21 protein-coding genes are annotated in these 24,886 nt (G+C 65.1%); 9 read left to right on the top strand and 12 right to left on the bottom strand.

What is annotated here, in order from left to right; genetic code table 11:
- Window positions 1-154 precede the first annotated feature (154 nt).
- Both pvdM and pvdN read left to right on the top strand, forming a co-directional pair.
- The gene (pvdM, locus tag AC25M7_RS04060) at window positions 155-1,525 is read left to right on the top strand and encodes a pyoverdine-tailoring dipeptidase-like protein PvdM (protein ID WP_036985841.1); all 1,371 of its coding nucleotides are present in this window, start codon (window positions 155-157) and stop codon (window positions 1,523-1,525) included.
- Entirely contained in the window at window positions 1,518-2,798 is a 1,281-nt protein-coding gene (gene pvdN, locus AC25M7_RS04065; protein ID WP_197866678.1) for a pyoverdine-tailoring periplasmic protein PvdN, read from the top strand. The genes pvdM and pvdN overlap by 8 nt, the downstream gene beginning before the upstream one ends.
- Window positions 2,799-2,955: 157 nt before the next feature.
- Here the strand turns inward: pvdN and AC25M7_RS04070 are convergent, their stop codons facing one another.
- The 5 genes from AC25M7_RS04070 to AC25M7_RS04090 are packed head-to-tail and all read right to left on the bottom strand — an operon-like array spanning window position 2,956 to window position 9,463.
- Window positions 2,956-3,333 (bottom strand): response regulator, encoded by a 378-nt coding sequence (locus AC25M7_RS04070; protein WP_028689406.1) that lies wholly within the window; start codon window positions 3,331-3,333, stop codon window positions 2,956-2,958.
- A gap of 44 nt (window positions 3,334-3,377) precedes the next feature.
- Entirely contained in the window at window positions 3,378-4,604 is a 1,227-nt protein-coding gene (locus AC25M7_RS04075) for a hybrid sensor histidine kinase/response regulator (protein ID WP_028689405.1), read from the bottom strand.
- The gene (locus tag AC25M7_RS04080) at window positions 4,598-5,173 is read right to left on the bottom strand and encodes a chemotaxis protein CheB (protein WP_028689404.1); all 576 of its coding nucleotides are present in this window, start codon (window positions 5,171-5,173) and stop codon (window positions 4,598-4,600) included. Before AC25M7_RS04080 ends, AC25M7_RS04075 begins: the two co-directional genes overlap by 7 nt.
- Window positions 5,170-5,991, bottom strand: coding sequence for a CheR family methyltransferase (locus AC25M7_RS04085; protein WP_028689403.1), 822 nt, complete (start codon window positions 5,989-5,991; stop codon window positions 5,170-5,172). Before AC25M7_RS04085 ends, AC25M7_RS04080 begins: the two co-directional genes overlap by 4 nt.
- Window positions 5,992-5,995: 4 nt before the next feature.
- Entirely contained in the window at window positions 5,996-9,463 is a 3,468-nt protein-coding gene (locus AC25M7_RS04090) for a response regulator (protein ID WP_197866679.1), read from the bottom strand.
- Between the two features lie 254 nt (window positions 9,464-9,717).
- Between AC25M7_RS04090 and AC25M7_RS04095 the strand changes: the two genes are divergently transcribed.
- Window positions 9,718-10,068, top strand: a complete 351-nt coding sequence (locus AC25M7_RS04095) for a response regulator (protein WP_028689401.1) — start codon at window positions 9,718-9,720, stop codon at window positions 10,066-10,068.
- Window positions 10,069-10,193: 125 nt separating this feature from the next.
- Window positions 10,194-10,481 (top strand): hypothetical protein, encoded by a 288-nt coding sequence (locus tag AC25M7_RS04100; RefSeq protein ID WP_028689400.1) that lies wholly within the window; start codon window positions 10,194-10,196, stop codon window positions 10,479-10,481.
- Between the two features lie 8 nt (window positions 10,482-10,489).
- Here AC25M7_RS04100 and AC25M7_RS04105 read toward each other — a convergent pair whose 3' ends face one another.
- The 3 genes from AC25M7_RS04105 to AC25M7_RS04115 all read right to left on the bottom strand — a co-directional run bounded on the left by AC25M7_RS04105 (window position 10,490) and on the right by AC25M7_RS04115 (window position 12,535).
- Entirely contained in the window at window positions 10,490-10,750 is a 261-nt protein-coding gene (locus tag AC25M7_RS04105) for a DUF1652 domain-containing protein (RefSeq protein ID WP_028689399.1), read from the bottom strand.
- Between the two features lie 207 nt (window positions 10,751-10,957).
- Window positions 10,958-11,863 carry a LysR family transcriptional regulator gene (locus tag AC25M7_RS04110; protein ID WP_028689398.1) on the bottom strand — a complete coding sequence of 302 codons (906 nt, stop codon included), beginning with the start codon at window positions 11,861-11,863 and terminating at the stop codon, window positions 10,958-10,960.
- Window positions 11,864-11,992: 129 nt separating this feature from the next.
- Complete coding sequence (locus tag AC25M7_RS04115; RefSeq protein ID WP_028689397.1) at window positions 11,993-12,535, bottom strand: RrF2 family transcriptional regulator; 543 nt, start codon at window positions 12,533-12,535, stop codon at window positions 11,993-11,995.
- A 261-nt stretch (window positions 12,536-12,796) separates the two neighbouring features.
- Between AC25M7_RS04115 and AC25M7_RS04120 the strand changes: the two genes are divergently transcribed.
- The 4 genes from AC25M7_RS04120 (at window position 12,797) to AC25M7_RS04135 (ending at window position 19,971) form a co-directional block, all read left to right on the top strand.
- Window positions 12,797-13,999, top strand: a complete 1,203-nt coding sequence (locus tag AC25M7_RS04120) for an NAD(P)/FAD-dependent oxidoreductase (protein WP_307945465.1) — start codon at window positions 12,797-12,799, stop codon at window positions 13,997-13,999.
- Between the two features lie 259 nt (window positions 14,000-14,258).
- Entirely contained in the window at window positions 14,259-15,842 is a 1,584-nt protein-coding gene (locus AC25M7_RS04125) for a methyl-accepting chemotaxis protein (RefSeq protein ID WP_425048710.1), read from the top strand.
- Between the two features lie 182 nt (window positions 15,843-16,024).
- Window positions 16,025-17,647 (top strand): methyl-accepting chemotaxis protein, encoded by a 1,623-nt coding sequence (locus AC25M7_RS04130; protein ID WP_028689394.1) that lies wholly within the window; start codon window positions 16,025-16,027, stop codon window positions 17,645-17,647.
- 143 nt (window positions 17,648-17,790) lie between these two features.
- A complete protein-coding gene (locus tag AC25M7_RS04135; RefSeq protein WP_028689393.1) occupies window positions 17,791-19,971 on the top strand; it encodes an ATP-binding protein in 2,181 nt (726 codons plus the stop codon).
- Here the strand turns inward: AC25M7_RS04135 and AC25M7_RS04140 are convergent.
- Window positions 19,961-22,135 (bottom strand): ATP-binding protein, encoded by a 2,175-nt coding sequence (locus tag AC25M7_RS04140; protein ID WP_028689392.1) that lies wholly within the window; start codon window positions 22,133-22,135, stop codon window positions 19,961-19,963. The genes AC25M7_RS04135 and AC25M7_RS04140 overlap by 11 nt on opposite strands.
- Before the next feature lie 87 nt (window positions 22,136-22,222).
- On the bottom strand, window positions 22,223-22,855 hold the full coding sequence (locus AC25M7_RS04145; RefSeq protein ID WP_062364300.1) for a LysE family translocator: 633 nt from the start codon (window positions 22,853-22,855) through the stop codon (window positions 22,223-22,225).
- Between the two features lie 416 nt (window positions 22,856-23,271).
- Here AC25M7_RS04145 and AC25M7_RS04150 point away from each other — a divergent pair, with 416 nt between their 5' ends.
- On the top strand, window positions 23,272-23,505 hold the full coding sequence (locus AC25M7_RS04150; protein ID WP_028689390.1) for a hypothetical protein: 234 nt from the start codon (window positions 23,272-23,274) through the stop codon (window positions 23,503-23,505).
- 34 nt (window positions 23,506-23,539) lie between these two features.
- Here AC25M7_RS04150 and AC25M7_RS04155 read toward each other — a convergent pair whose 3' ends face one another.
- Window positions 23,540-24,292 (bottom strand): anti-sigma factor family protein, encoded by a 753-nt coding sequence (locus AC25M7_RS04155; protein WP_486970757.1) that lies wholly within the window; start codon window positions 24,290-24,292, stop codon window positions 23,540-23,542.
- On the bottom strand, window positions 24,289-24,807 hold the full coding sequence (locus AC25M7_RS04160; protein ID WP_028689388.1) for a sigma-70 family RNA polymerase sigma factor: 519 nt from the start codon (window positions 24,805-24,807) through the stop codon (window positions 24,289-24,291). Before AC25M7_RS04160 ends, AC25M7_RS04155 begins: the two co-directional genes overlap by 4 nt.
- Window positions 24,808-24,886 lie beyond the last annotated feature (79 nt).

Here is a 24,886-nt window from a genome sequence, read left to right on the forward strand (position 1 = left end):
CCTCCTCGTTCTTAAATCATCAATCAGTGAAAACAGGCCTGACCGGCGGCGCTCACCTCTCGAAGTAAATTTGCCCACCACTCGTTCGTCCACCTGATACCCAGGCCCTGCCCCGCCGGCAGACCGACCCGATCAGCCCCGCAACGAGATGGCAATGACCAAGACCCGTTCCCGCAAAGCCCTGTACATCGGCCTGCCCCTGGCCCTGGTGGCCGCCCTGGGCGCAGCCGCCGGCTACTACTTCTGGAAGCAGGACAGCGGCTATCCCCGTGCGATCGTGCAGCAAGCCAACGACCTGCACGAACATATGCTTTCCTTCGACAGCCATGTCACCGTGCCGCTGGGCTACGGCAGCGACGGCTACGAGGCAGACAAGGACGGTCGTGGCCAGTTCGACCTGGCCAAAGCGGCCAAGGGTCGGCTGTCGGGCGCGGCACTGACCATCTTCGGCTGGCCCGAGCTGTGGAACGGCCCGAACGCGCCGCACCGCCCAACCCCGGGCTTCGTCGACGAGGCCCGCAACCAGCAGGAAGTGCGCTACAAGATCATCAGCGGAATCGTGCGCGACTTCCCCAATCAGGTCGGCATCGCCTACACCCCCGACGACTTCCGCCGCCTGAACGGCGAAGGCAAGTTCGCCATCTTCATCAGCATGCTCAACGCCTACCCGCTAGGCAGCGACCTGTCTCAGCTCGACCTGTGGAGCAAGCGCGGCATGCGCATGTTCGGCTTCAGCTACACCGGCAACAACGCCTGGGCCGACTCATCGCGCCCGCTACCGTTCTTCAACGACACCCCCGACGCCCTCGGCGGCTTGTCACCCCTGGGCGAACAGGCGGTCAAGCGGCTCAACGACCTGGGCGTGATCATCGACGTCTCGCAGATGTCCACCCTTGCCCTGGAAGATGTGGCCCGCCTGAGCCGCGCGCCGTTCGTCGCCTCGCATTCGGCGCCGCGGGCGCTGGTGGACATCCCTCGCAACCTCTCCGACAAGGAGATGCAGCTGATCAAGGACAGCGGCGGCGTGCTGCAAGTCGTGGCCTTCACCACCTACCTCAAGCCGCTGAGCAAGCCGACCTTGGAAAAACTCGAGGCCCTGCGCGCACGCTTCGACCTGCAACCGCTGCAAGGCCTGACCAACGCGCTGATGCCGGGCGATCCGATCATCGCCATCTGGCCCGAGGCGCGCTTCGGCGAATATGCCAGCAGCCTCTACGCCATCGTCGACGAGGAGCCCCGCGCCGGCCTCAAGGAATACGTCGACGCCATCGACTACGCCGTGAAGAAGATGGGCATCGACCATGTCGGCATCAGCTCCGACTTCAACGATGGCGGCGGCGTCACAGGCTTCATGAATGTCGGCGAGATCCGCAACGTGACCGCGGAGCTGCTGACCCGCGGCTACTCCGAAACCGATATCGCCAAGCTCTGGGCGGGCAACTTCCTGCGTGTGTGGGGGCAGGTGCAAAAAGCCGCCAACCCGGTGGCCCTGCTTGACAAAAACCGGGAAGCCCGCCATGACTGACCGGCGCGCCTTCCTCAAGCAGGCCGCCGCCCTGGCGGCCAGCCTGCCCTTGCTGCCCAGCGCCCTGGCCGCCGATCCGACGTCACCGACACTGCAAGGCCCGGACAAATGGCGCCAACTGCGCCAACTGTTCCCCCTGGCGCCCGATGTCGCGCACTTCGCCAACTTCCTGATCACCGCCCACCCACGCCCGGTGCAGGAGGCGATCAACCGTCATCGCGCCACCCTGGACCGCAACCCGGCCCTGTGCATGGACTGGGAAAGCCAGTACGAATGGCAGCGCGAGGATGAGGTCCGTGAATGGGCAGGCCGCTACCTGGAGGTGCGCCCGCGCCAGATCGCCCTGACCGGCAGCACCACCGAGGGCCTCGGCATGATCTACGGCGGCCTGCACGTGGCGCCGCACCAGGAGATCCTCACCACCGAGCACGAGCACTACTCGACCCACAACTGCCTGGCGTTTCGCCAGCGCCAGCACGGTACCCAGGTGCGCAAGCTGCGCCTGTTCGACAAGCCCGGCGAGGTTTCCACCGACCGCGTACTGAGCCTGATCGACCGCAGCATCCGCCCCGAGACTCGGGTGCTGGGCATGACCTGGGTACATTCGGGCAGCGGCGTCAAGCTGCCAGTGGGCGCCATCGGCGAGCTGGTACGCCAGCACAACCGCAACCGCGACGAGGCCGAGCGCATCCTCTACGTGGTCGATGGCGTGCATGGTTTTGGCGTGGAAAACGTGCGCTTTGCCGACTTCAACTGCGACTGGTTCATCGCCGGCACCCACAAGTGGATGTTCGGCCCGCGGGGCACGGGAATCATCTGCGCAGCCTCGGAGCAGATGCAGCACCTGACGCCGACCTTCGCCACCTTCTCGCGCAACGAAGACTTCGGCACCATCATGACGCCGGGCGGCTATCACGCCTTCGAGCACCGCTGGGCGCTAGGCGAGGCCTTCAAGCTGCACCTGGCGCTTGGCAAGGCCGATATCCAGGCGCGCATCCACCAGCTCAACGACTACCTCAAGGCGCGCCTGGCCGAGCACCGCGCCATCGAGCTGGTGACGCCTACCAGCCGCGAGTTCTCCGCCGGCTTCACCTTTTTCAGTATCAAGGACCGCGACCCCGACGCCGTGGCGGCTTATCTCAACGCCAACAAGGTCATGGTCGATGCCGTGGACCGCGATGTCGGGCCGGTAATCCGCTTTGCGCCGAGCCTGCTCAATGACGAGCAGCAGGTCGACCGGGCCATGGCGCTGTTGCGCACGCAGGTTGGTTGAGATACCACTTGTCGCAATGGGGCCGCTCAGCGGCCCTTTCGCCGGCAAGCCGGCTCCCCCTGACGCATGCATTTTCGCCTGAGGGCGGCTGTCCTACGCTCCCCGTTGCAGCAGACTTGCCCGCGAACACCGGCAACGCCGATGCCAAGTGCCTGGCCTAGCGCAACAACGCCTGAATCTGCTCGTGCAAGGTATCAAGGTCGAACGGTTTGGCCAGGATCGGTGCCTGGCGCGCGATCGGGCTGCCCGACTCGGCGATCTCCGCGGGGTAGCCACTGATGAAGATCACCTTCAGGTCCGGGCGCAGCTTCACCGCAGGCTCGGCGATCTCGACCCCGGAAATCCCGCCAGGCAAGCGGAAGTCGGTGACCATCAGGTCCAGGTGCGGCTTGCTCGCCAGGATCGCGAACGCCTCCTCCCCGTCCTCGGCCACCAGCACGTGGTAGCCCTCGCCGGCCAGGTAATCGCGCAGGATCATGCGGATAGCCGGCTCATCCTCGACCACCAGTACTACATCTTGTGCATCTTCACTCATGACAACGCCTTCAAATTCAACAGGTTGGCCATCAGACCCCAGCGCTACGCAGAGGTTGCGCGGGCGGGGTCACATTGTTGCGACTGTGCCGACAGCGGCAGATGCACGGTGAAGGTCGAGCCGACACCGGCCTGACTGTCGACCTGGATCCGCCCGCCATGGGCCAGGACGATCTGCTCGGAGATGTACAGGCCCAGGCCCAGACCGCCCGTGGCCTGCTGCGCGGCGACGCGCTCGAACTGCTGGAAGATCCGCTGCAGGTGCTGGGCATCGATGCCGATGCCATGGTCCTGCACCTGCACACAGGCCATGTCGGCTTCTTCGAACACCCGCACCTGTACCGGTTTGCGATCGCCATAGCGCAAGGCATTGGACAACAGGTTGGCCACCACTTGTTCAATCCGAAACTCGTCCCACTCGCCCTGCAGGGCGTCACAGCGCTGCAGTTCGAGAGGGGTGTCCACCGCGCCAGCCTGGGCGGCGAAGTTCTCCACCAGCCCCCGTACAAGCTGACCGAGGTCGAAGGTCCGGGGGCGGATCGACAGCTTGCCGGTACGGATCCGCGAGACATCGAGCATGTCCTCGACCAGGCGGATCAGGCTGTTGATCTGGCGCTCGTCGCGCTCGACCATGGCCTTGAGCTTGTCCTCGCTGAACGCCGCCAGGTTGCCACGGGACAAGTGCAGGCGGCGCAGCTGGGTTTCCAGGATCAAGCCGTTGAGCGGCGTGCGCACCTCGTGGGAGACGATCGACATGAAGTCATCACGCATGCGCACCGCGCGCTCAAGCTCGCCACGCGCCAGCTGCAGCTGGGCCAGCAGCAGCTCCTGCTCCTGGCGGCTCTGCTCCAGGGCCTGCAACTGGCGATCCAGGGCCTTGCGCTGGCGGAACAGGTCGACGAACACCGATACCTTGCTCTTCACCGCCAGGGGTTCCAGAGGTTTGTGCAGGAAGTCCACGGCGCCGCTCTCGTAACCCTTGAAGGCATAGTTCATCTCGCGCCCGGCGGCGCTGACGAAGACGATGGGGATGTTGCGGGTCTTTTCCGTGCCGCGCATCAGCTCGGCCAGCTCGAAGCCATTCATGCCCGGCATCTGCACATCGAGAATGGCGAGGGCGAATTCGTGTTCGAGCAGCAGCGACAAGGCCTGCTCGGCTGACTGCGCCTGGTGCACCTCGCGGTCCTCGCCCTGGATCAGGGCGTCGAGGGCCAGCAGGTTCTCCGGCAGGTCGTCGACGATCAGCAGTTTCGCGGTAATGTGGCTTAGCATGCGCTGGATTCCAGGGTAGCGAGCAACTGCCCGATACCGCCAAGGGAAAGGATATGGTCGGGGTCGTGCAGGGCCAGTGCGGCTTCCGGCATCAACGCGACCTGTGCGTCGCGGGGGTCCTGGACAACTGTCCGGCCTCCGCTTTGTCTGATGTGCAACAGTCCGCGGGCGCCGTCTTCGTTGGCCCCGGTCAACAGCACGCCAAGCAGGCCCGTGCCATAGGCATCGGCGGCCGACTCGAAAAGAAAATCGATCGCCGGACGCGAAAAATGCACTGGCGCTTCCTGGCTGAGCGAGAAACTGAAGTCGCGCTCGACCGACAAGTGATAGCCCGGTCCCGCCACGTAGATCTGGCCCGGTTCGATCCGCGCCTTGTCGAGGGCTTCGTGCACCGGCCGCTGCAGACGCCGCTGCAGCACCTCGGCGAGCTGGCTGTGGCGGTCGTCCGGCAGGTGCAACACGCACAGCACCGGAATGGCGAAATCCGCCGGCAACGCGCCAAGCACGCTGAACAGCGCCGTGACGCCGCCCGCCGAGGCGCCGATGACGATTGCGCGCACGCCGTTCATGTCTTGCGGTAAATCCGCTCGGGCCGCACCAGCGGCTCGAAGCCTTCACTGTAGGCCGAGAAGTCCACCGACTCCTTGCTCCCCAGCACCAGGAAGCCGCGGTGACACAGCGACTCGTGGAACAGGCCCAGGGCACGGTCCTGCAGGCCCTTGTTGAAGTAGATCAGCACGTTGCGGCACGACACCAGCTGGGTCTCGGAGAACACGCTATCGGTGGCCAGGCTGTGGTCGGCGAAGGTCACGTTGTCACGCAGGCTGGAGTCCATGATGGCGTTGCCATAGGCGGCGGTGTAGTACTCGGAGAAATCCCGTCGACCACCGGCCTTGCGGTAGTTCTCCTCATACTCGCTCATGACCTGCATCGAGTAGATGCCCTGCTTGGCGCGCTCCAGCGAGTGCGGATTGATGTCGGTGGCGTAAAGGATGGTGCGTTCCAGCAGGCCCTCCTCACGCAGCAGGATAGCCATTGAGTACACTTCCTCGCCGGTACTGCAGCCGGCGATCCAGATCTTCAGCGACGGCCAGGTGCGCAGCAATGGCACCACTTCGTTGCGCAGGGCGAGGAAATGACCAGGGTCTCGGAACATCTCGCTGACCGGGATCGTCAGGTATTGCAGCAGCTCGAGGAACATGCCCGGGTCGTGCAGCACCCGCTCCTGCAGCGCCGACACCGTGCGGCAGTCGAACTGGCGCACGGCGTGGAGAATCCGGCGCTTGATCGAGGCGCCGGAGTAATCGCGAAAATCGTAGCTGTACTTGAGGTAGATCGCCTCGATCAGCAGCCGGATCTCGATATCGGTGTTGCGTTCACTGGTCAAGATTTCAGATTCGCTCCAATTGCGGCAGCCAAACCCGGATCAGCGAGAACAGGCGGTCCAGGTCGATCGGTTTGGCCAGGTAGTCGTTGGCCCCGGCCTGCAGGCAGCGCTGCTGGTCGTCCTTCATCGCCTTGGCGGTCACGGCGATGATCGGCAGCTTGCGCCAGCGTGGCTGTTGGCGGATCAGGCGGGTGGCCTCGTAACCGTCCATCTCCGGCATCATCACGTCCATCAGCACCAGGTCGATGTCGTCGTTGGCCTCCAGGCACTCGATGGCCTCGCGCCCATTACGGCCGATCTCGACGATGGCGCCCTTGTGCTCCAGGGCGCTGGTCAGGGCAAAGATGTTGCGCACGTCGTCGTCCACCAGCAGGATCTTGCGCCCCTCGAACACCTTGTCGCGACTGCGCGCGGTCTTGAGCATGCGCTGGCGCTCGTTGGACAGCTGCGACTCGACCTTGTGCAGGAACAGCGTCACCTCATCGAGCAGGCGCTCGGGCGAACGGGCGCCCTTGATGATGATCGAGCGCGAGTACTTGAGCAGGTCGGCCTCCTCCTCGCGGGTGAGGTTGCGCCCGGTATAGACGATCACCGGCGGGAAGCTGCGGATATCCTCGGCGGTCATGCGCTTGAGCAGCTCATTGCCGAGCATGTCAGGCAGCTTGAGGTCGATGATCATGCAGTCGTAGATGTTCTCGCGCAGCAATGCGAGGGCGTCTTGGGCCATGGCCACCGCGGTGATCTGGATATCGTCGTCGCCGATCAGGCGGGCAATGCTCTCGCGCTGCAGGTCATCGTCCTCCACCAGCAGGATGTGCTTGAGCTTCTGCGTGAGCTTGGCCTCCAGGCGACCGAACACCGCCTTGAGCTCCTCACGGCTGGTGGGCTTGACCGCGTAGCCCACCGCGCCCATGTGCATGGCCGCCTCGACGCGGTCCTCGACCGAGATGATATGCACCGGGATATGCCGGGTAGCGGCCTGTTCCTTCAGGCGCTGCAGCACGGTGAGCCCGGAATGGTCGGGCAGGCGCATGTCCAGCAGGATGGCGTCAGGCAGGTACTGCGCGGCCAGCTCGAAGCCTTCATCGGCGGCATGGGCGACCAGGCAGCTATAGCCCAGTTCGTGGGCCAGGTCGAAAAGGATGCGGGCAAAGTTCGGCTCGTCCTCGATCACCAGGATGCAGCGGTTGTCGAACGGCGCCTGGGCGCGGTCGTCGGCGAAGGTCGGGGCCGGACGCTCGGTGTGCACCGGCGCCGGTACCGGCGGTGCCGGCGGCAGTTCATCGACCGCAGGACGCAGGCTGTGCACCTCGACCTGCTGCGCCGACGGTTCGAAGTGCTCGGGCAGGATCAGGCTGAACACGCTGCCCTGCCCCGGGCTGCTGTCGACGTTGATCTGCCCGCCCAAAAGGTGCGCCAGGTCGCGGGAGATCGACAGGCCCAGCCCGGTGCCGCCGTAACGACGGTTGCTGGTGCCGTCGACCTGGTGGAAGGCGCCGAAGATCGCCTTCTGCTGGTCGGCGGCGATGCCGATACCGGTATCGCGCACCGCGAAGACGATGCCCAGGCCGGCCTGGTGGCTGATGCCCAGGCTGACCTGGCCGCGCTCGGTGAACTTGATGGCGTTGGACAGCAGGTTCTTCAGAATCTGCTCCAGGCGCTGGCGATCGGTGAACAGGGTCGCCGGCAAAGGTTGCTCGAGCTTCACCTCGAAGCCCAGGCCCTTGTCCTGGGCCAACGGCTGGAACATGCCCCGCAGGCCTTCGACCAGGCGTTCCAGCGGGGTGCTCTCTGCGCGCACCTCCATCTTGCCGGCCTCGACCTTGGCGATATCGAGGATATCGTTGATCAGGTTCAGCAGGTCGTTGCCGGCCGAATAGATCGACTCGGCAAACTTGACCTGCTCCCCGCTGAGATTGCCCTCGGCGTTCTCGGCCAGCAGCTTGGCCAGGATCAGCGAGCTGTTGAGCGGCGTGCGCAGCTCATGGGACATGTTGGCGAGGAACTCAGACTTGTACTTGCTCGAACGCTGCAGGTCGTCGGCACGGGCCTGCAGTTCGACCTGGGCCTGGTTGAGCTCACTGTTCTTGCGGTCCAGGGCCTCGGTGCGCTCGGCCAATTTCTCGTTGGTCTGCTCCAGTTCCGCCTGCTGGGTTTCCAGGTGCGCCTGGGACTCCTTGAGCACCCGCGACTGCTCCTCGAGCTCTTCGTTGGCGGTCTTGAGCTCCTCCTGCTGCACCTGCAGTTCCTCGTTGAGCTGCTGGGTCTCGGCCAGCACCTCTTGCAGGCGCTGGCGGTAGCGCGCGCTCTCGATGGAGATACCCAGGTTCTCGGTGATCCGCTCCAGCAGCTCCACGTCTCGGTCCTGCAGCGCGCGCAGGAAGCCCAGTTCCAGTACACCATTGACCCGCCCATCGTCGTGGGACGGCACCAGCACGCCGCTGCGTGGCAGGCCCTGGCCCAGGCCCGAGCTCAAACGGTAGTAGTCCTCGGGCAACGCGTCCAGGCGCATCATGCGCCCTTGAACCACCGCCTCGCCCAACAAGCCGGCATGATCGCCCAGGCGCGGCTCGCTACCCTGCTGTTCGGCGTCCAGGCCATAGGTGGCGACGCGCACCAACTGGCCATGTTCGTCGCGTACGTACAGTGCGCCGACCACGCTGCCCAGATAGCCGGCGAAGAAGCGCAGGATATTGTCGCCGAGCATGGGCAACGTCAGTTGCCCCAGTACCTGCTCGGCCAGCTGGGTCTGTCCGGCGCGCAGCCAGGCCTGGTGTTCCAGGCGCTCGGCGGCGCGTTGCTGGGCCTCCAGGTTCGCCACGTAGTTGGACGACAATGCCAGCAGGTCGCGCCGCCCCAGGTAGGCGAGCAAGGCGCTGAGCGTGACGATGAACAATATGAAGGCCGAGATCGCCGTGACCGTAACCGTGCTCACCGTCTCGTTGCGCGTCGTGCGCAATTGCTGCTCGGAGTTGATGAAGGCGTCGAATTCACTGCGGATCTCGTCAGTCAGGCGCTTGCCCCGCCCACGACCGATCGACGACGTTACGTCGCCCTGGTTGCGGCGCTGACTGATCATTTCGTTGCCGAAGGTGTTCCACTCGCGCTGCAAGGCCGCGATGCGGTCGATACGGTCGACTTGCTGAGGGTTGTCCGCCACCATCACCTTCAACGTGTCCAGGCTACCCAGGATACGTGGCTTGGCCACCTCGTAAGGGTCCAGAAAGCGCTCCTCGCCGGTCAGCAGGAAGCCGCGCATGCCGGTCTCCATGTCGATCGACAGCTTGATCGCCTCGTTGGCATTGCCGATCACCCGGTCGGTGTGCTCGACCCACTGCATGGCCGAGAGCAGGTAGTTGATCACCGCGACAAACGCCACGGCACCGAGTAGCCCCACGCCCAGGGGCAGGCCGACGTTGCGGCTCAGCAGTTTGCGAAAGCTGCGTTGGTCCATCGAGGCTGCTTGAATCATCTGAAAGTGCCCGAGTGAAAAAAATCCATTGAACAGTCCGACGGCTACGTCTTGTAAATACTGCCTGTGCCAGACTGGCCGGAGAATACAGCGAGTCTAACCAGCTTTGGTGGATCTGGCAGGGCATTTAGCCAGTATTTGAAGCCTGTCTGCAGCAATCGTTCCATCTATTTGCCCATGCCGTTAAGCTTGGGAACTTCTGCCATCGCCTTGCGCACAGAGTAGAGACAATCCATCGAAACAGGACCCGCACCATGCACCTTCTGGTAGTCGAAGACGACGACATCGTACGTATGCTGATAGTCGAAGTGCTCGACGAACTGGGCTACACCGCCATCGAGGCCGACAGCGCCGGCGCGGCCCTTAAGATCATCGAGGATCCCGACCAGCCCCTGGCCCTGTTGATGACCGACGTCGGCCTGCCCGACCTGCGCGGCGAGGAACTGGCCGCCAAGGTGCGCGAGGTCCGGCCCCTGCTGCCGGTGCTGTTCGCCAGCGGCTATGCCGAGAGCTTTACTGTGCCCGAGGGCATGCACCTGATTGGCAAGCCGTTCAGCATCGATCAGCTGCGCGATAAAGTGCTGGAGATTCTCGGCGCGCCATAGCGGATCGCCGTCGGCAAAAGGCCGCTCCTCGGCGTCCAGCAAAGGCACAGGCTGAAATATTTTGAACGTCTTGTGCTTTTAAGCTTCCAACGTTCGAGGTATGCCTCTGCCCCCGGAAAGCCACCATGAAGATGCCCTGCCGCGCCCCCTGCGTCTTGCTGGAACTGGACTTCGTCCGCGATACCCTGTTCGGACCGATGGCCCAGCGCGCCGAATGCCAGGTTCAGTTGGCGGCCATCAATCTGCAAGGCCGCGCAGCTTTGCGCCTGCATATCCAACCACCTTTGCCGGTGAAGATGGAAAAGGCCCACAGTGTCGCCTTCGCCTGGGAGGGGCGTAGCTACCGCGGATTGGTCCGCGACTCCGTCAAATGCGGCGATGGCGGAATCAACCTGCTACTTGAGCTGCAATAAACCTTACGCTAAGCGATAGCCTTACGCACACTTGGCTGAACGTCACGCTGTGCTTTCACACGAGCGACCAATCCCAACAAATCATGGCAGGAATTGAGACTGGCCACAGGCACGCCGGTCACGGTCAGGCAGCTGTCCAGGCTCTCGCCCTGTCCCAGGCGAATGGTAAGGTGTTCGCCGTCCGGGCAGCTCACCTCGCAGCGGTCAGGCAGGCAGGCCTGTTCGATCATCTGCCGCATCTCAAGCATTGAAACGCCAATCAACGACATGGTACGACCCTCTCTGTACTGGATGGCCTGTTGGGTGTGGTACGCCCTCGACTAGCGTGTCGCCAATTGATATTGCCCATGCCTGGGTACAGGTCCATTCGCCCAGGCAATGACTTCGTCGAAGTACCTCTAGCACCTTAGTGGAAGAAAGCACCGGCAGGTCGACGTTCGATCGTCAACGTCAATTTCGCGACGGGTGGTCGCCACCTACAGCTGCGCCAGCTCCTCACGGCAGAACTCCACGAACAATTGCGCCGGTTTGGTCAGCTGCACCCGCTTGAGGTGCGCCGCCGCCAAGCCCGACAGGGCCACGGGCTCGGTGATGTCGAGGGTCACCAGGCGCTGCCCGTCATAGGTAAACTCGGAGTGCGGCCGGGTCACCAGCAACGAGAAGCCGAAGCCCTGCCCCACCATGCCCCGGACCATTTCGATGGACGGCGAACTGAAGACAATGTTCGGCGTCAGTCCCAGCTCATTGAACAGACTGACGAAGTAGGTGCGGCTTGGTGCCACATCGAGCAGGATCATCGGCTCCGGGCACAGGTCGCGCAGCGATACCTGGGTTTGCCCTGCAAAACGGTGCTTTTCCGGCAGCAGCACATAGGGTTTCTGCGCCGGCATCAGCGGCTCGGTTTCGATGGTGCCGTCCAGATCATGGTCGTAGAGGAACGCCAGATCGAAAGTGCCCGCCGTCAAGCCCTGGATCAGGTCCTGCTGTTCGCCGTCGCGCAGGCGGATATCCACCCCCGGATAACGCTGGCGGAAACCGGCGATCAGCCGCGGCAGGTACAAAGGCGCCACGGTCTCGAAACAGCCGATGTCGATCTGCCCGGCCACCGTGTCGTTGTCGGCCAAGGCGTTCTGCTCGAACTCATGGGCCATTTGCAGCAGGGCCCGGGTCTTGGCGTAGAAGCGCTTGCCGCTGGGCGTCAGCGACACGCCCTGGGCGTGATGGCGGATAAACAGCTGCACGCCGAAGCTCTCTTCCAGGCTCTTGATCGCAGTGGAAATCGACGGCTGGGCGATATACAGCTGGCGCGAGGCCTCGGCGACGCTGCCGGCCTCCACCGTGGTGACGAAGTATCTGAGTTGGCGCAAGGTATAGGAAGCCACGTTGACCTCTCGCGGGATCTTTTCTGCCAGCTTACCTCGGCTTGACGCCTACGCGCCGATCGCCCAGCCAAGGATTTACCTTGAGGTTGAGTATAATTTTCCGTTGCGCCGCCAAACCGACCCCAGTCGTCAGACGGTCTGCAACGGAATCTCCCCGGCACCGCCCTTGCCGTCGCGCCGCTCGCTCATCCAGTCATTGACCTTCTGCCCGAACTCGGCGGGCGCCTTGCGCCCGAAACGCCGCGCCAGGTCGAGGATGGTCTGCTGGGCCAGCGCCTCCTCCATGCGCTTCTGCGCCCCCAGCATCACCGCATGGATCGCGCAGGTGCCTTCGGTGGCCCAGGTCGGCGCGGTGCCTTCGAACACCGCGCAACGCTCGCGGATCTCCCGGCAATCGAAGAGTTTCTTCGGCCCGTCGATAGCCGTGACGATATCCAGCACGGTGATCTCGTCGGAGGGTCGCGCCAGACGGAAGCCACCGCGCACGCCTTCGGTCGCCGCCACCAGTCCGGCACGAGCCAGCTTGGTAAAAACCTTGGCCAGGTATTCCTGGGGTACGCCCTGCAACTCAGCCAGGTCGCGCACGCTGGACTCGCGACTATCGCCGCGCTCGTCCACCAAAAATAGCAGGCAGTGGATGCCGTATTCGACGCCGGCGCTGTAAAGGGACATATCAATCTCCGACCAAATCTGTCGCAAATAGTACGCTCTTCATTGATGACAGGCAAAGCCGGTCGTCGCCGCACAAGTACATCAACACCCCCACATAAGCCAATAAACACGCTAGCTACAGCCGATACATCAACGCTTGCGAAAACACGCCCCGGAAAAAAACACTTGCCGAATAAAACTACGACCAATAAAGTCGTAGTTATGCGGCAGGCAGTGAACGCCTCATCGAAGCCCTTTTTCCTACCCTTGCGGAGCACCTACATGACCTCTCGTATCCTGATCATCGGTGCCGGCTTTGCCGGTGTCTGGAGCGCCCTGAGCGCCGCCCGCCTGCTTGACCAGGCCCAGCGCGACGACGTGCGCATCAGCGTGCTCGCCCCACAGCCGCAACTGCGCATCCGTCCACGCTTCTACGAAGCCGCTGTCCACGGCATGCAGGCACCGCTGGAGGCACTGTTCGACGTGGTGGGCGTGGAATTCATCCATGGCACCGCCGACAGCATCGACAGTGCTGCCCGCCAGGTCGGCTATCGCGATGCCGATGGCCTGCCGCAGCAGCTCGCCTACGACCGTCTGATTCTCGCCGCCGGCAGCCAGGTGGCCCGCCCCGCCGTGCCGGGCCTGGCCGAGCACAGCTTTGATGTCGACCAGATGGAATCGGCCATGCGCCTGGAACAGCACCTGCACGGCCTGGCCAGCCTCCCCGCCTCGCCGGCACGCAACACCGTGGTGGTCTGCGGCGGCGGCTTCACTGGCATCGAGACCGCCACTGAGATGCCGTCGCGCCTGCGCGCCATCTTCGGTGAAGGCCAGGCCCGCGTGGTGCTGATCGACCGTGGCGCCAGCGTCGGTGCCGCCCTCGGCGCCGGAATCACCCCGGCCATTGTCGCCGCCAGCGAACAGGCGGGTGTCGAATGGCTGACCGGCACCTCGGTGATGGCGGTGGATGCTGGCGGCGTGACCCTGGACAACGGCGAGTACATCGCCAGCAAGACCGTGATCTGGACTGCCGGCGTCAAGGCCAGCCCGCTGACCGCGCAGGTGGCCGGCGAGCGTGACGGTTTCGGTCGCCTGCGGGTCGACGAACACCTCAAGGTGATCGGCCAGACGCACATCTACGCCACCGGCGACATGGCCTGGGCCGCGGTGGACGAACTGGGCAACCACGCCCTGATGACCTGCCAGCACGCCATCCCCATGGGCCGCCACAGCGGCAACAACGCCATGGCCGACCTGCTGGGCGTGGCGCCGGTGGCGTACCGCCAGCCCAAGTACGTCACCTGCCTGGATCTTGGCGACTGGGGCGCCGCGTACAGCGAAGGCTGGACCCGCGAACTGAAGCTGCAGGGCCAGGAAGGCAAGGACCTAAAGCGCCAGATCAACTCGGTATGGATCTACCCACCAGCCGCTGACCGCGCCCAGGCCCTGGCGGCGGCCGACCCGCTGATTCCGATCGTCGCATGAACGAAAATAATAGGCCCGTCCCGGAAGTGACGGGCCTGTTTGCATGCGTCATTACATTGAACGACTGGTCAATAATAGTGGCGTTATGTCATCATTCAGAAAAAACAACATGAACCGTGAGGATATAACCCCTTTCGCAGTGCATCGAGAGCCTTTCCAGCCGAGCCCGGTCAGTCCGCGCTCTTGACGCCTGCCAGCCACCGTCAAGGAGCGTCGCATGCAGTTACGGAACATGAAGATCGGTATTCGGGCAGCAGGAATGTTCACCCTGCTCGGGGTCCTGGTCCTGGCCCTGGGCCTGATCGCCCTCTACGAAACCCGGCGGATGGACAGCGCCACCGACGAAATCCGTCTCACCTGGATGCCCTCCGTACTCGCCTTGGGCGAGGTCAGCAGCAACCTCGGCCGGGCCCGCGCCCTGACCCTGCGCAGTGTCCTGGAGGACAGCAGCAGCGCCCGCCACGCCACCCTGGACAAGATCGTCCAGATCAACCAGCAGCTCGAGAGCGACCTCAAGGCTTACGAGCGCACCATCAACGCTGCGGATGACCGCGCCCTGTTCGACACCTTCATGGGCCTGAGCGAACGCTATCACGCATTGCAGCAAGCCATCCGCGCCGCCGCCGGCAATGACCGACTGGACGAGGCCCGACGCCTGGTCAACGGCCCGCTGGCCGAGTACGCCGACAGCATGATGAAAGCCCTGGCCGCGCTGGTCGACTACAACACCAAGGGCGCCGAGCAAGCCTCGCTGCGCAGCAGCGCGGCCTCCGACGAAGCCTTCAGCCTGATCATCGCCGCCATTGCCGTGATTTCCCTGTCGCTGATCGGCATCGCCACCCTGCTCACCCGCAGTATCGTCGTGCCCCTGGCCGACGCCGTTGCCGTGGCCGAGCGGGTCGCCACCGGCGACCTGACCCGCGAGATCGTCGTGCTCGGCCGCGACGAGCCGGCCTTGCTGCTGGGCGCCCTGAGCCGCATGCAGCATAGCCTGCGCGACACCCTGCGCAGGATTGCCGCGTCTTCCGATCAGCTGGCCTCGGCCTCCGAAGAGCTGCACACCGTCACCGAAGACACCAGCCGCGGCCTGCACCAGCAGAGCGCCGAGATCGACCAGGCCGCCACCGCGGTCAACCAGATGACCGCCGCCGTCGAAGAAGTAGCGAGCAACGCCGTGAGCACCGCCGACGCCTCCCAGGGCGCAGATCGCACCACTCGTGATGGTCGCGACCAGGTCAACCAGGCGCTGGCCTCGATCCAGCACTTGGTCGATGACGTGACCGGTACCTCCGGGGAGATCGAGCAACTGGCCAGCCACGCCAACCAGATCAGCCAGGTGCTGGATGTGATCGGCGCCATCGCCGGGCAGACCAACCTGCTGGCACTCAACGCTGCCATCGAGGCTGCACGCGCCGGTGAGGCCGGCCGCGGCTTCGCCGTGGTCGCCGACGAGGTGCGCGCCTTGGCCCATCGCACCCAGCAGTCCACCGCTGAAATCGAACAGATGATCGACGGCATCCAGACTGGCACCGAACGCGCAGTCAGCGCCATGCACAACAGCCAGGGTCGCGCCAGCGGCACCCTGGCCGTGGCGCAGTCGGCCGGTCAGGCGCTGGAGCTGATCGCCGAAGCGATCGCCACCATCAACCAGCGCAACCTGGTCATCGCCACCGCCTCCGAGCAGCAGGCCCAGGTGGCGCGGGAGGTGGACCGCAACCTGGTGAACATCCGCGACCTGGCAATGCAGACCTCGGCCGGCGCCAACCAGACCAGCGCGGCGGCACAGGACCTGTCGCGCCTGGCGGTGGAACTGAACGCGATGGTGGCGCAGTTCAAGGTCTGAAGCGTCTCGGACAGCATCGCGGGCCCCGACGGCGGGTCCCGCGATCACGCCCACAGCGGGTTTCACGCGAGTGAGAAATAGGAAAAAACCGTTACACGGTGTGATACCCGCCGACTACTCGCCCCCCACAAGATCCCATCATGCTCTTGATGTACGCATTTCTCTTACATCAAGGAACATCAATGCTTCTACGAGACATGAAAATCGGCAAACGGGCAGCCTGCCTGTTCACCCTACTGGCTGCTCTCGTCCTGTCCATGGGAAGCGTCGCGCTCTATGAGACCCAGCAGATGGACAGCGCCACCGACGAAATCCGTATCAACTGGCTTCCGGCCGTGATCGCACTCAACGAGGTCGGCGCCAGCCTCACCCAGGAACGCGCCGCCACCCTGCGCACAGCCTTGGAGGATGGCACCAGCGAGGGGGCTAGCATCCAGTTGCTCAACCGCATCGACGAGGCTTTGCGCCAGAGCCTGCGGGCGTACGAGGCGACTATCGACGGCGAAGAGGACCGTGCCCTGTTCAATGCCTTCATCGCGGCGCGCAAACGGTACGCCGACCTGCAGCAGCAGGTACTGGGACACATCAGCGAGGGCCGCATGGCTGAAGCCAGGCGGCAGATCAGCGGCCCGCTGCTCCAGCGGGCCGACCAGATGATGGAGACAATGGCGGCATTGGTGGCCTTCAACTACCGAGGTGCGCAAGCCGCCTCACAGCGAAGCAGCGATGTCGGCGACGATGCCTTCCGCGTACTCGTCGTTTCACTGGTGCTGATCATCCTGGTACTGGTCGTCATCGCCGTGCTGTTCACCCGCAGTTTGGTTGCGCCCCTGACCGAGGCCGTTGCCGTGGCCGAGGGTATCGCCACCGGTGACCTGACCCAAAAGATCGCGGTGGTCGGCCACGACGAGCCGGCGATGCTGCTGCACGCCCTGCGGCGCATGCAACAGAGCCTGCGCGAGACCATCGGCAAGATCGCCGCGTCCTCCGATCGTCTGGCTTCGGCCTCCGAAGAGCTGCACACCGTCACCGAGGACACAAGCCGCGGCCTGCAGCAGCAAAGCACCGAGATAGACCAGGCCGCCACAGCGGTCAATCAGATGACCAGCGCCGTCGAGGAAGTGGCAAGCAATGCCGTGAGCACTGCCGAGGCCTCACAGGGCGCCGACCAGGCCACCCGTGAAGGCCGAGACCAGGTCAACCAGGCACTCGCCTCGATCCAGCACCTGGTCGACGATGTCACCGGCACGGCGGAAGAGATCGAACAATTGGCCAACAGCGCCAACGAGATTACCCGGGTACTGGATGTGATCGGTTCGATCGCCGGACAGACCAACCTGCTGGCCCTCAACGCCGCCATCGAAGCCGCTCGCGCCGGTGAGGCCGGTCGTGGTTTTGCGGTGGTTGCCGACGAGGTGCGTGCCTTGGCACATCGCACCCAACAGTCGACCGCCGAAATCGAGCAGATGATCGGGGGTATCCAGGGCGGCACCGAGCGTGCGGTCAGCGCCATGCACAGCAGCCAGGGCCGCGCCAGCGGTACCCTGGAGGTGGCGCAAGCGGCCGGTCAGGCCCTGGAGCTCATCGCCCGGACCATCGCCTCGATCAACCAGCGCAACCTGGTGATCGCCAGTGCCACGGAGCAACAGGCCCAGGTGGCGCGCGAAGTGGATCGCAACCTGGTGAACATCCGCGACCTGGCGCTGCAGACAACGACCGGGGCCAACCAGACCAGCGCCTCGGCCCAGGACCTGTCGCAATTGGCGCTGGAGCTGAACGGCCTGATCGCGCAGTTCAAGGTCTGAATAGCCTCTTGGGTCAAGCCCGCTCCCACAATTGAACGCCGGCATCAGTGGAAGCGGGCCAGCACGGCCCATACAAAATCCCTCGCCAAGCGCCGCGTCTCGGTGCACCCTGATGCTCTCACGCACAAGGACCCGCACCGCTCATGGCGAAATGGCTCGACGGCGGCGGCCTCATGGCCGAGCGCATCCGCAACCACGACTGGTCGTCTACCCCCCTGGGCCCCCTGGCCAGCTGGCCTGACGTGCTCAAGACCACGGTCGCCCTGTGCCTGGCCTCGCGCTTTCCCCAGGCCGTGCTCTGGGGCGACGAGCTGATCACCCTGCACAACGATGCTTTCAGCGAGATCCTCGGCAACAAGCCCTCGGCCCTGGGCCGCCCCTTCAGCGCGGTCTGGCAGGAAGCCTGGAGCGATATCCGCCATCTGGCACAACGCGCCCTCGATGGCGAAGCCGTGTACATAGAGGACTTTCCCCTGCTGATCGAGCGCCACGGCAGCCCGGAGCGCGCCTACTTCACGTTCTGCTACAGCCCCATTCGCGACCATGACGGCCAGGTGGTCGGCATGATCGACACGGTCACCGAGACCACCGCCAGCGTGGTCGCCAACCAACGCCTGAACTTTCTTGACACCCTCAGCCGAGCGGCGGCCAATGCCACAGATCCGGAGCGGATCATGGCTATCACCACGCGCCTGCTGGGCGAGCACCTGCACCTTTCAAGCTGCGCCTACGCCGTTATGGACCCTGACCAGGACGGCTTCACCATCTGCGGCGACTGGGTCGCGCCTGGCTCACCACGCCAGCTCGGCCGATATCGCCTGGGCGACTTCGGCGAGCTGGCCGTCAGCCGCCTGCGCGCCGGACTGGGGCTGGTGATCAACGACAACCTCACGCAGTTGCCGGCCTGCGAATCGGCGACGTTCCAGGCCATCGGCATCACCGCGACACTTTGCATGCCATTGATCAAGGAAGGCCGCCTGACCGCACTGATGGCCATCCACGACAAGCTGCCAAGGACCTGGACCCGCTACGAACAGACCCTGCTCAACGAGGTGACCGGACGCTGCTGGGCACATATCCAGCGAGTCCAGGCCAACGCACAGGTGCGCGAGGCGCTGACGGCCCTGGAGGCGCTCAACGCCACCCTCGAACAACGTGTGGAGGAGCGTACCGAGCAGCTCCTGCACACCGAGGCCGTGCTGCGCCAGGCCCAGAAGCTCGAGGCCATCGGCCAGCTGACCGGAGGCGTGGCCCACGATTTCAATAACCTGCTGACCATCATTCGCTCTTCCCTCCACTTCCTGCAGCGCCCGGATCTCGACGAAACGCGCCGCAGCCGCTATTTCAAGATCGTGTCCGACACCGTCGACCGCGGCGCCAAGCTCACCGGGCAACTGCTCGCCTTTGCCCGGCGCCAGGCCCTCAGTCCGCAGGTGTTCGATGCTGGCCCACAGCTCAAGGCCATGGCCGAGATGCTCGACACCGCCACTGGCGCACGTATCCAGGTCAGCCTGGAGTTGCCCGACACGCCCTGCCATGTGCATGCCGATCTCGGCCAACTGGAAACCGCGGTGATCAACCTGATGATCAATGCCCGCGACGCCATGGCCGGGGTCGGCACCTTGCGCCTGCGCCTTGAAGGCGACCAGCATTTGCCTGAGATTCGCGGCCAGCCGGCACAGGACGACCGCTTCGCGGCGATCTCGGTGATCGACGGCGGCGTGGGCATCGCCCCGCACCTGCTGGAGCGCATCTTCGACCCGTTCTTCACCACCAAGGCCTCCGGACAGGGCACCGGCCTGGGCCTGTCGCAGGTGTTCGGCTTCGTCAAGCAGTCCGGTGGCGATGTGCGGGTGGTCAGCGTCGAAGGACAAGGCACCACCTTCACCCTGTACCTGCCACAGGTGTCCCAGCCTGACGCCGAGGAGCCCGGCGTGACCGCGCAGCTGGCGCCACAGGGCGACCGCAAGCGCATCCTGGTGGTGGAGGACAACCCGGATGTCGGCAGTTTCACCGCGCAGATCCTGCGCGACCATGGCTACCAGATCAGTTGGGCGACCTCGGCCGAGGACGCGCTGGCCCAACTCGCGGCCGCCCGGGGCGGATTCGATGCGGTGTTCTCCGACGTGGTCATGCCGGGCATGGGCGGCCTTGCCCTGGCCAGGGAGCTGCGTCACAGCCAGCCGCAGCTACCGGTGATCCTCACCTCCGGCTACAGCGAGGCGATCGCCGAGGGTGGCCACCAGGGTTTCGCCTTCCTGGCCAAGCCCTATTCGGCCGAACAGGTGTGCCAGATGCTCGGGGATGTGTTGGCTAGGACTTGAGCAGTCGCGCCAGGCTCTGTCCCAGCTCGTCCTGGCGAAATGGCTTGCGCAGCACCTCGAAGCCATGCAGCTCGTGTGGCGTCAGGTTGGCGTAGCCGGTGATGATCAACACCGGCAGTTGCGCCAGCCGCTCGCGCACCTGCTGGGCGAAACGCACGCCGGTGGTTTCGGCCATGACATGGTCGGTCAGCAGCACATCGGGCAACAGCCCCTTGTCCAGCAACGCCAGGGCCTGGGCCGGGCCCTCGGCCTCGGTCACCTCGTACCCCAGGGCACGCAGTTGCAGGAGCGTGGCCTGGCGCACCAGCGGCTCGTCATCCACCAGCAGCACGCGCGTCGGGCGTCGCGCCCGCGAGACCTCGACCGGCATGGCCACTTCATCTACCGCGTCCTGCTCGCTGGCCGGCAGCCACAGGGTCGCTTCGGTGCCCCCGCCTACCCGCGAGCGAATGCCAAAGCCACCGCCGGACTGCAACGCCAGGCCCTGCACCATGGGCAGCCCCAGCCCGGTGCCGCGGCCGACGCCCTTGGTCGAATAGAATGGCTCGATGCAATGCGTCAGCACGTCCTCGCTCATGCCGCAGCCGTTATCGGCAACCTGCAGCCACACCAACGGGCCTGTCTGCAGGCCGGGTGGCCTCGGCGTACCGTCGCCGTCGAGACCGGCACGTATGGTCAGTTTGCCACCCTCGCCCATGGCATCGCGGGCGTTGACCACCAGGTTCAGCAACGCCAGCTCCAGCTGGTGCGGATCCACCAGCACGCCTGGCAACGCCGCCTCGACACTGACCTCGATGGCAATGGTAGGCCCCAACGAGCGGACGATCAGCTCTCGCATTTCCTCCACCAGCGCCGCCAGCGATACCGTCGTGGGCTTGAGGGTCTGGCGCCGGGCAAAGCTGAGCAGGCGCCCGACCAGGTTGCGCGCCCGCTCGGCCGCCTGCAGGCCGCCATCGATCAGGCGCTCGGCGCGCTCCGACTGAGGATGGCGGCGCAGCAGTTCGAGGGAGGCGATGATCGGCGTCAACATGTTGTTGAGGTCGTGGGCGATGCCCCCGGAGAGCTGGCCAATCATCTCCATCTTGCGCGCTTCGTGCAGTAGCGACAGCGACGCTTCGCGCTGGGCAAGCATCTTGGCCACCCGGTCTTCCAGGTTTTCGTTGAGTGCATGCAAGGCGCGCTCGGCGCGGGCATGGGTGACCGCCGACCAGACTTGGCGGGCGGCCTCCTGGACCAGCAGGCACTCGCTCTCGGCCCAGGCATGGGGGGTATGGAAATGCACCGCGAGCACCGCCTCCAGGCGCTCGGCGCGCAGCACCGGCACGTGCAATGTCGCACACAAGCCCTTGAACCGTGCCGGTGCGCTCTTGCTTGGCTCATAGTTGCGCTGCACCGCCTGACCGGCCAGCAGCGCCTCGTGCAACACCGGGTCCAGGGCCGAATACCGGTTCAAGCCGACCATCGAGGGCACCTCGGTGGCCCACTCCTGGGCGACCCGGTAGCGCCGGCCATCGCCCAGGTCCTCACCGAAACAGACCCGCGCCGCGCCCAACTCCTCACCCAGCCGGCGCACCGCGTGGGCCTCGATGCGCTCGGCCTCGCCCAGGCCTGGCAAGGCCTGGCGCAGCTCCTGGAGAAACGCTTGGCGTTGCTGGAAACGTACCCGCTCGGTGGTGTCGGTGACGATGCACAATACACCACCCACCCCACCGTCAGCCTCGCGCACAGCGGAGTAGGAGACGTCGAAAAAGGCGGTTTCACCCAACCCATGCCGTTCGATATAGAACGGCCGGTCCCGCGCCGAAAAGGTTATGCCGGTTTCACGCACCCCGCGCAACAGCGGCTCGAGATCGTCCCACAGTTCGCTCCAATGCTCCTGCCCAGGCCGGCCCAGCGCCCCGGGATGCTTGCTGCCGATGGTTGGCCCGTAGGCATCGTTGTACAGCGCGATGTACTGCGGCCCCCAGAACAACACAATCTGCGCCTGCGCCGGCAGCAGCATGGCCACCACCGACTGCAGCACGGGCGACCAGCTGTCCGGCGCCCCGAGCGGGGATTGCCGCCAGTCCATCGCCTGCAACAGGCAGCTGACTTCGCCACCGCCGTCCAGAAAGCTCGGCAGTGCTTGCAGGTTGACGGTCTTGCTCTGCTGGCGCACTTTCATGTCTCGGCAGTCCCGGGCACGTTTTCTTTCCTATGAGGGTAAGAAATCGCCCGCTGGCAAAACGTTCCATCAGATTGACGCCGACGATCAGCGGCGCCCTTCGGCCAGCATGCGCAGCGCCAGCGCCGCCAGCACCGTGCCCATCAGCCAGCGCTGGACCTGCTGCCACACCGGCCTGCCGGCCAGGAACACGGCAATGGAGCCGGCCATCAACGCAATCAGCGCGTTGACCGTGACACTGATGGCGATCTGCGTGCCGCCCAGCACCAGCGACTGCGCCAGCACGCTGCCGTGGCCGGGCTCGATGAACTGCGGCATCAGCGACAGGTACATGACCGCGATCTTGGGGTTCAGCAGGTTGGTCAGAAAGCCCATCATGAACAGCCGGCGCGGGCTGTCCGCCGGCAGGTCGCGGACTTGGAACGGCGAGCGTCCACCCGGGCGCAGCGCCTGCCAGGCCAGGTACAGCAGGTACAGCGCACCGCCGATGCGCAGTGCGTCGTAGGCGAACGGCACGGCCATGACCAGGGCGGTGATGCCCAGCGCGGCGCAGAGCATGTAGAAGACGAAACCCAGGGCCACCCCCGCCAGCGAAATCAACCCGGCACCACGCCCCTGGCAGATGGAGCGGGAAATCAGGTAGATCATGTTGGGGCCCGGGGTCAGCACCATGCCCAGGCTGATCAGGGCGAAGGCCAGCAGGTTGGAGGGTTCGGGCATCATGCACATCCTTGTGTGGGTAGAAGTACGCGAAGTGTATCCATACATGAACGTGCCTTGAAACGGTTATCCGAGCCCGGTAACCTTTGCGCGTTGCTGTAAGTCCAGCAGCCGGGTTTGGTCACCCGCGAACATCAAGGCGCACAAGCGCCCGCACTGCGATTCAGTTGGCGCTTTTTTTGTGCCCGCTGTCTCGTTCTATGGCGGCTGTGCGTGGGGCGCCTCCGTGCGCGCCGGTTTCCTTGATTCCCGGTTGACCAACCCGCGTACAGTCGCCACCCATTCGTTTGGTCACGTCGAGTGGCGGCTCCATTGAATCAAGGAGCGACACAATGACAAAAGGCTTACCTGATCCTCCGTTCCGCGCCACCACGGCGCACTCCAGCTTCGGCAACTGCGAATGCAGCCACCCTTCCCTGTTCGCCGTGCGCGAAGGCGTGGACTTCGAAGACGCACTGGTGCACCTGTCCACCCTGCTCAAGGGCGCGTTCGCCACCAACCTCAAGGCCATGGAACTGGCGACCGGCACCTGCCACGACCTGCTGCTGGGCAACGATCACGGGCTGGATGCGGCCAAGGCGGTGGTCGAGGCATTGCTCGACGGCGTGGAAATGCAGCAAGTGGAAAAGGCCCGCCTGCGCACGGTCTGAAACCGTGCAGGTCGATGCGCCGGCCTCGACCTGCCTACAGGCTGACACCCAGCGTCCGGCGCAACGACTCGCCGCGAGCGTCATCCGCCGCGCTGACCAGGGCAAAGTTGTAGTCGCCATGGGACCAGTAGCGGGCCTGCAATTGGCCGTCGGTGCGCTGGCCGCTGGGCATGCGCTCGAAATGCTCGCCGGGCGAACGCAGGAACAGGCTGATGCGCTGCCCCTGGCGGTCCTGGAACACCAGCAGCGCCGCTGGCCCCGCCTCGTTGCTCAGCAGGCGCGCGCCGACCGGCTGCAGGCCATAACCGGACAGGTCCGGCAGCTGGCCAACACGGTTGAAATGACGCCCCAGCCATTCCTGCAGCCGCTTCGGATCGCTGGCCTGGATATCCAGCGCGGCCGCGTCGGCGAACAGCCGGTGGGCCTCTACCGCGTCGGCCATGGGCAGCATACCGGCGAACAGCGTCGCCTCACGCGCCTGCCAGCCGCCCAAGCCGCCCAGGCTTACCGCCAGCAACAGCGCCGCCGCCTGTGCCATGCGCAATTGCCGGCGCTGGCGCAGGCGGCGACGCAAGGGCGCCAGGTCCAGCGCCGGGTCGCTGGGCTGCTCGCCGAAGCCCGCCAGGGCCGCCCGCAGGCGTCGGGCATCGCCGCGCCAGGCCTCGATTCGCGCCGCCTCCTGTGGATTGGCCGCCAGCCACACCTCGACCTCGACCCGGCGCGCCGGCTCCAGGCGCTCGTCGACATAGGCGTGCAACTCGTGCTCGGTGGGGATCAGACGTGTCATTTGAGTCTCCGCAAGGCCGGGGGCGTGGGGTTGCCCTCGGTCAGTTCACGCAAGGCGGCGCGGGCGCGCGACAGGCGCGACATCACCGTGCCGATGGGAATGCCGAGGGTGTCGGCCGCCTCCTTGTAGCTCAGGCCCTCGACGCTGACCAGCAACAACAGGGCCCGCTGCTCCGCCGACAGCCGGGCGAAGGCGCGCAAGTCGGCCTGGGCCAGGACAATGCTCTCGATCTCGCCACCGGCCGGCTCCTCGGCCTGGCCCCGACCGAACCAGGTAAGCCAACGGGCATGCAGGCGCTCACGGCGCTTGCCGTCGAGAAACAGCCGGTAAAGGATGGTGAACAGCCAGGGGCGCAGGCTGTCGGCATCGCGCTGCTGGCCACGGCGGCTCAGGGCACGCTCGACCGTGGCCTGGACCAGATCGTCGGCGCCGCCGGGCTCGCGGGTCAGCCACAGGGCGAAGCGGCGCAGGCGTTGCAGCAGCTCGCGCCATTGTTGGTCGTCCAGATCGTGCATGGTCGGGTTCCAGGCCCCAATGGGCAGACAGTGTAATGGGCAGACGGCCCAGCACGAAATCTATTCCCTCGGCGGGAAT

The organism is Pseudomonas sp. P106(2024) (assembly GCF_057480815.1).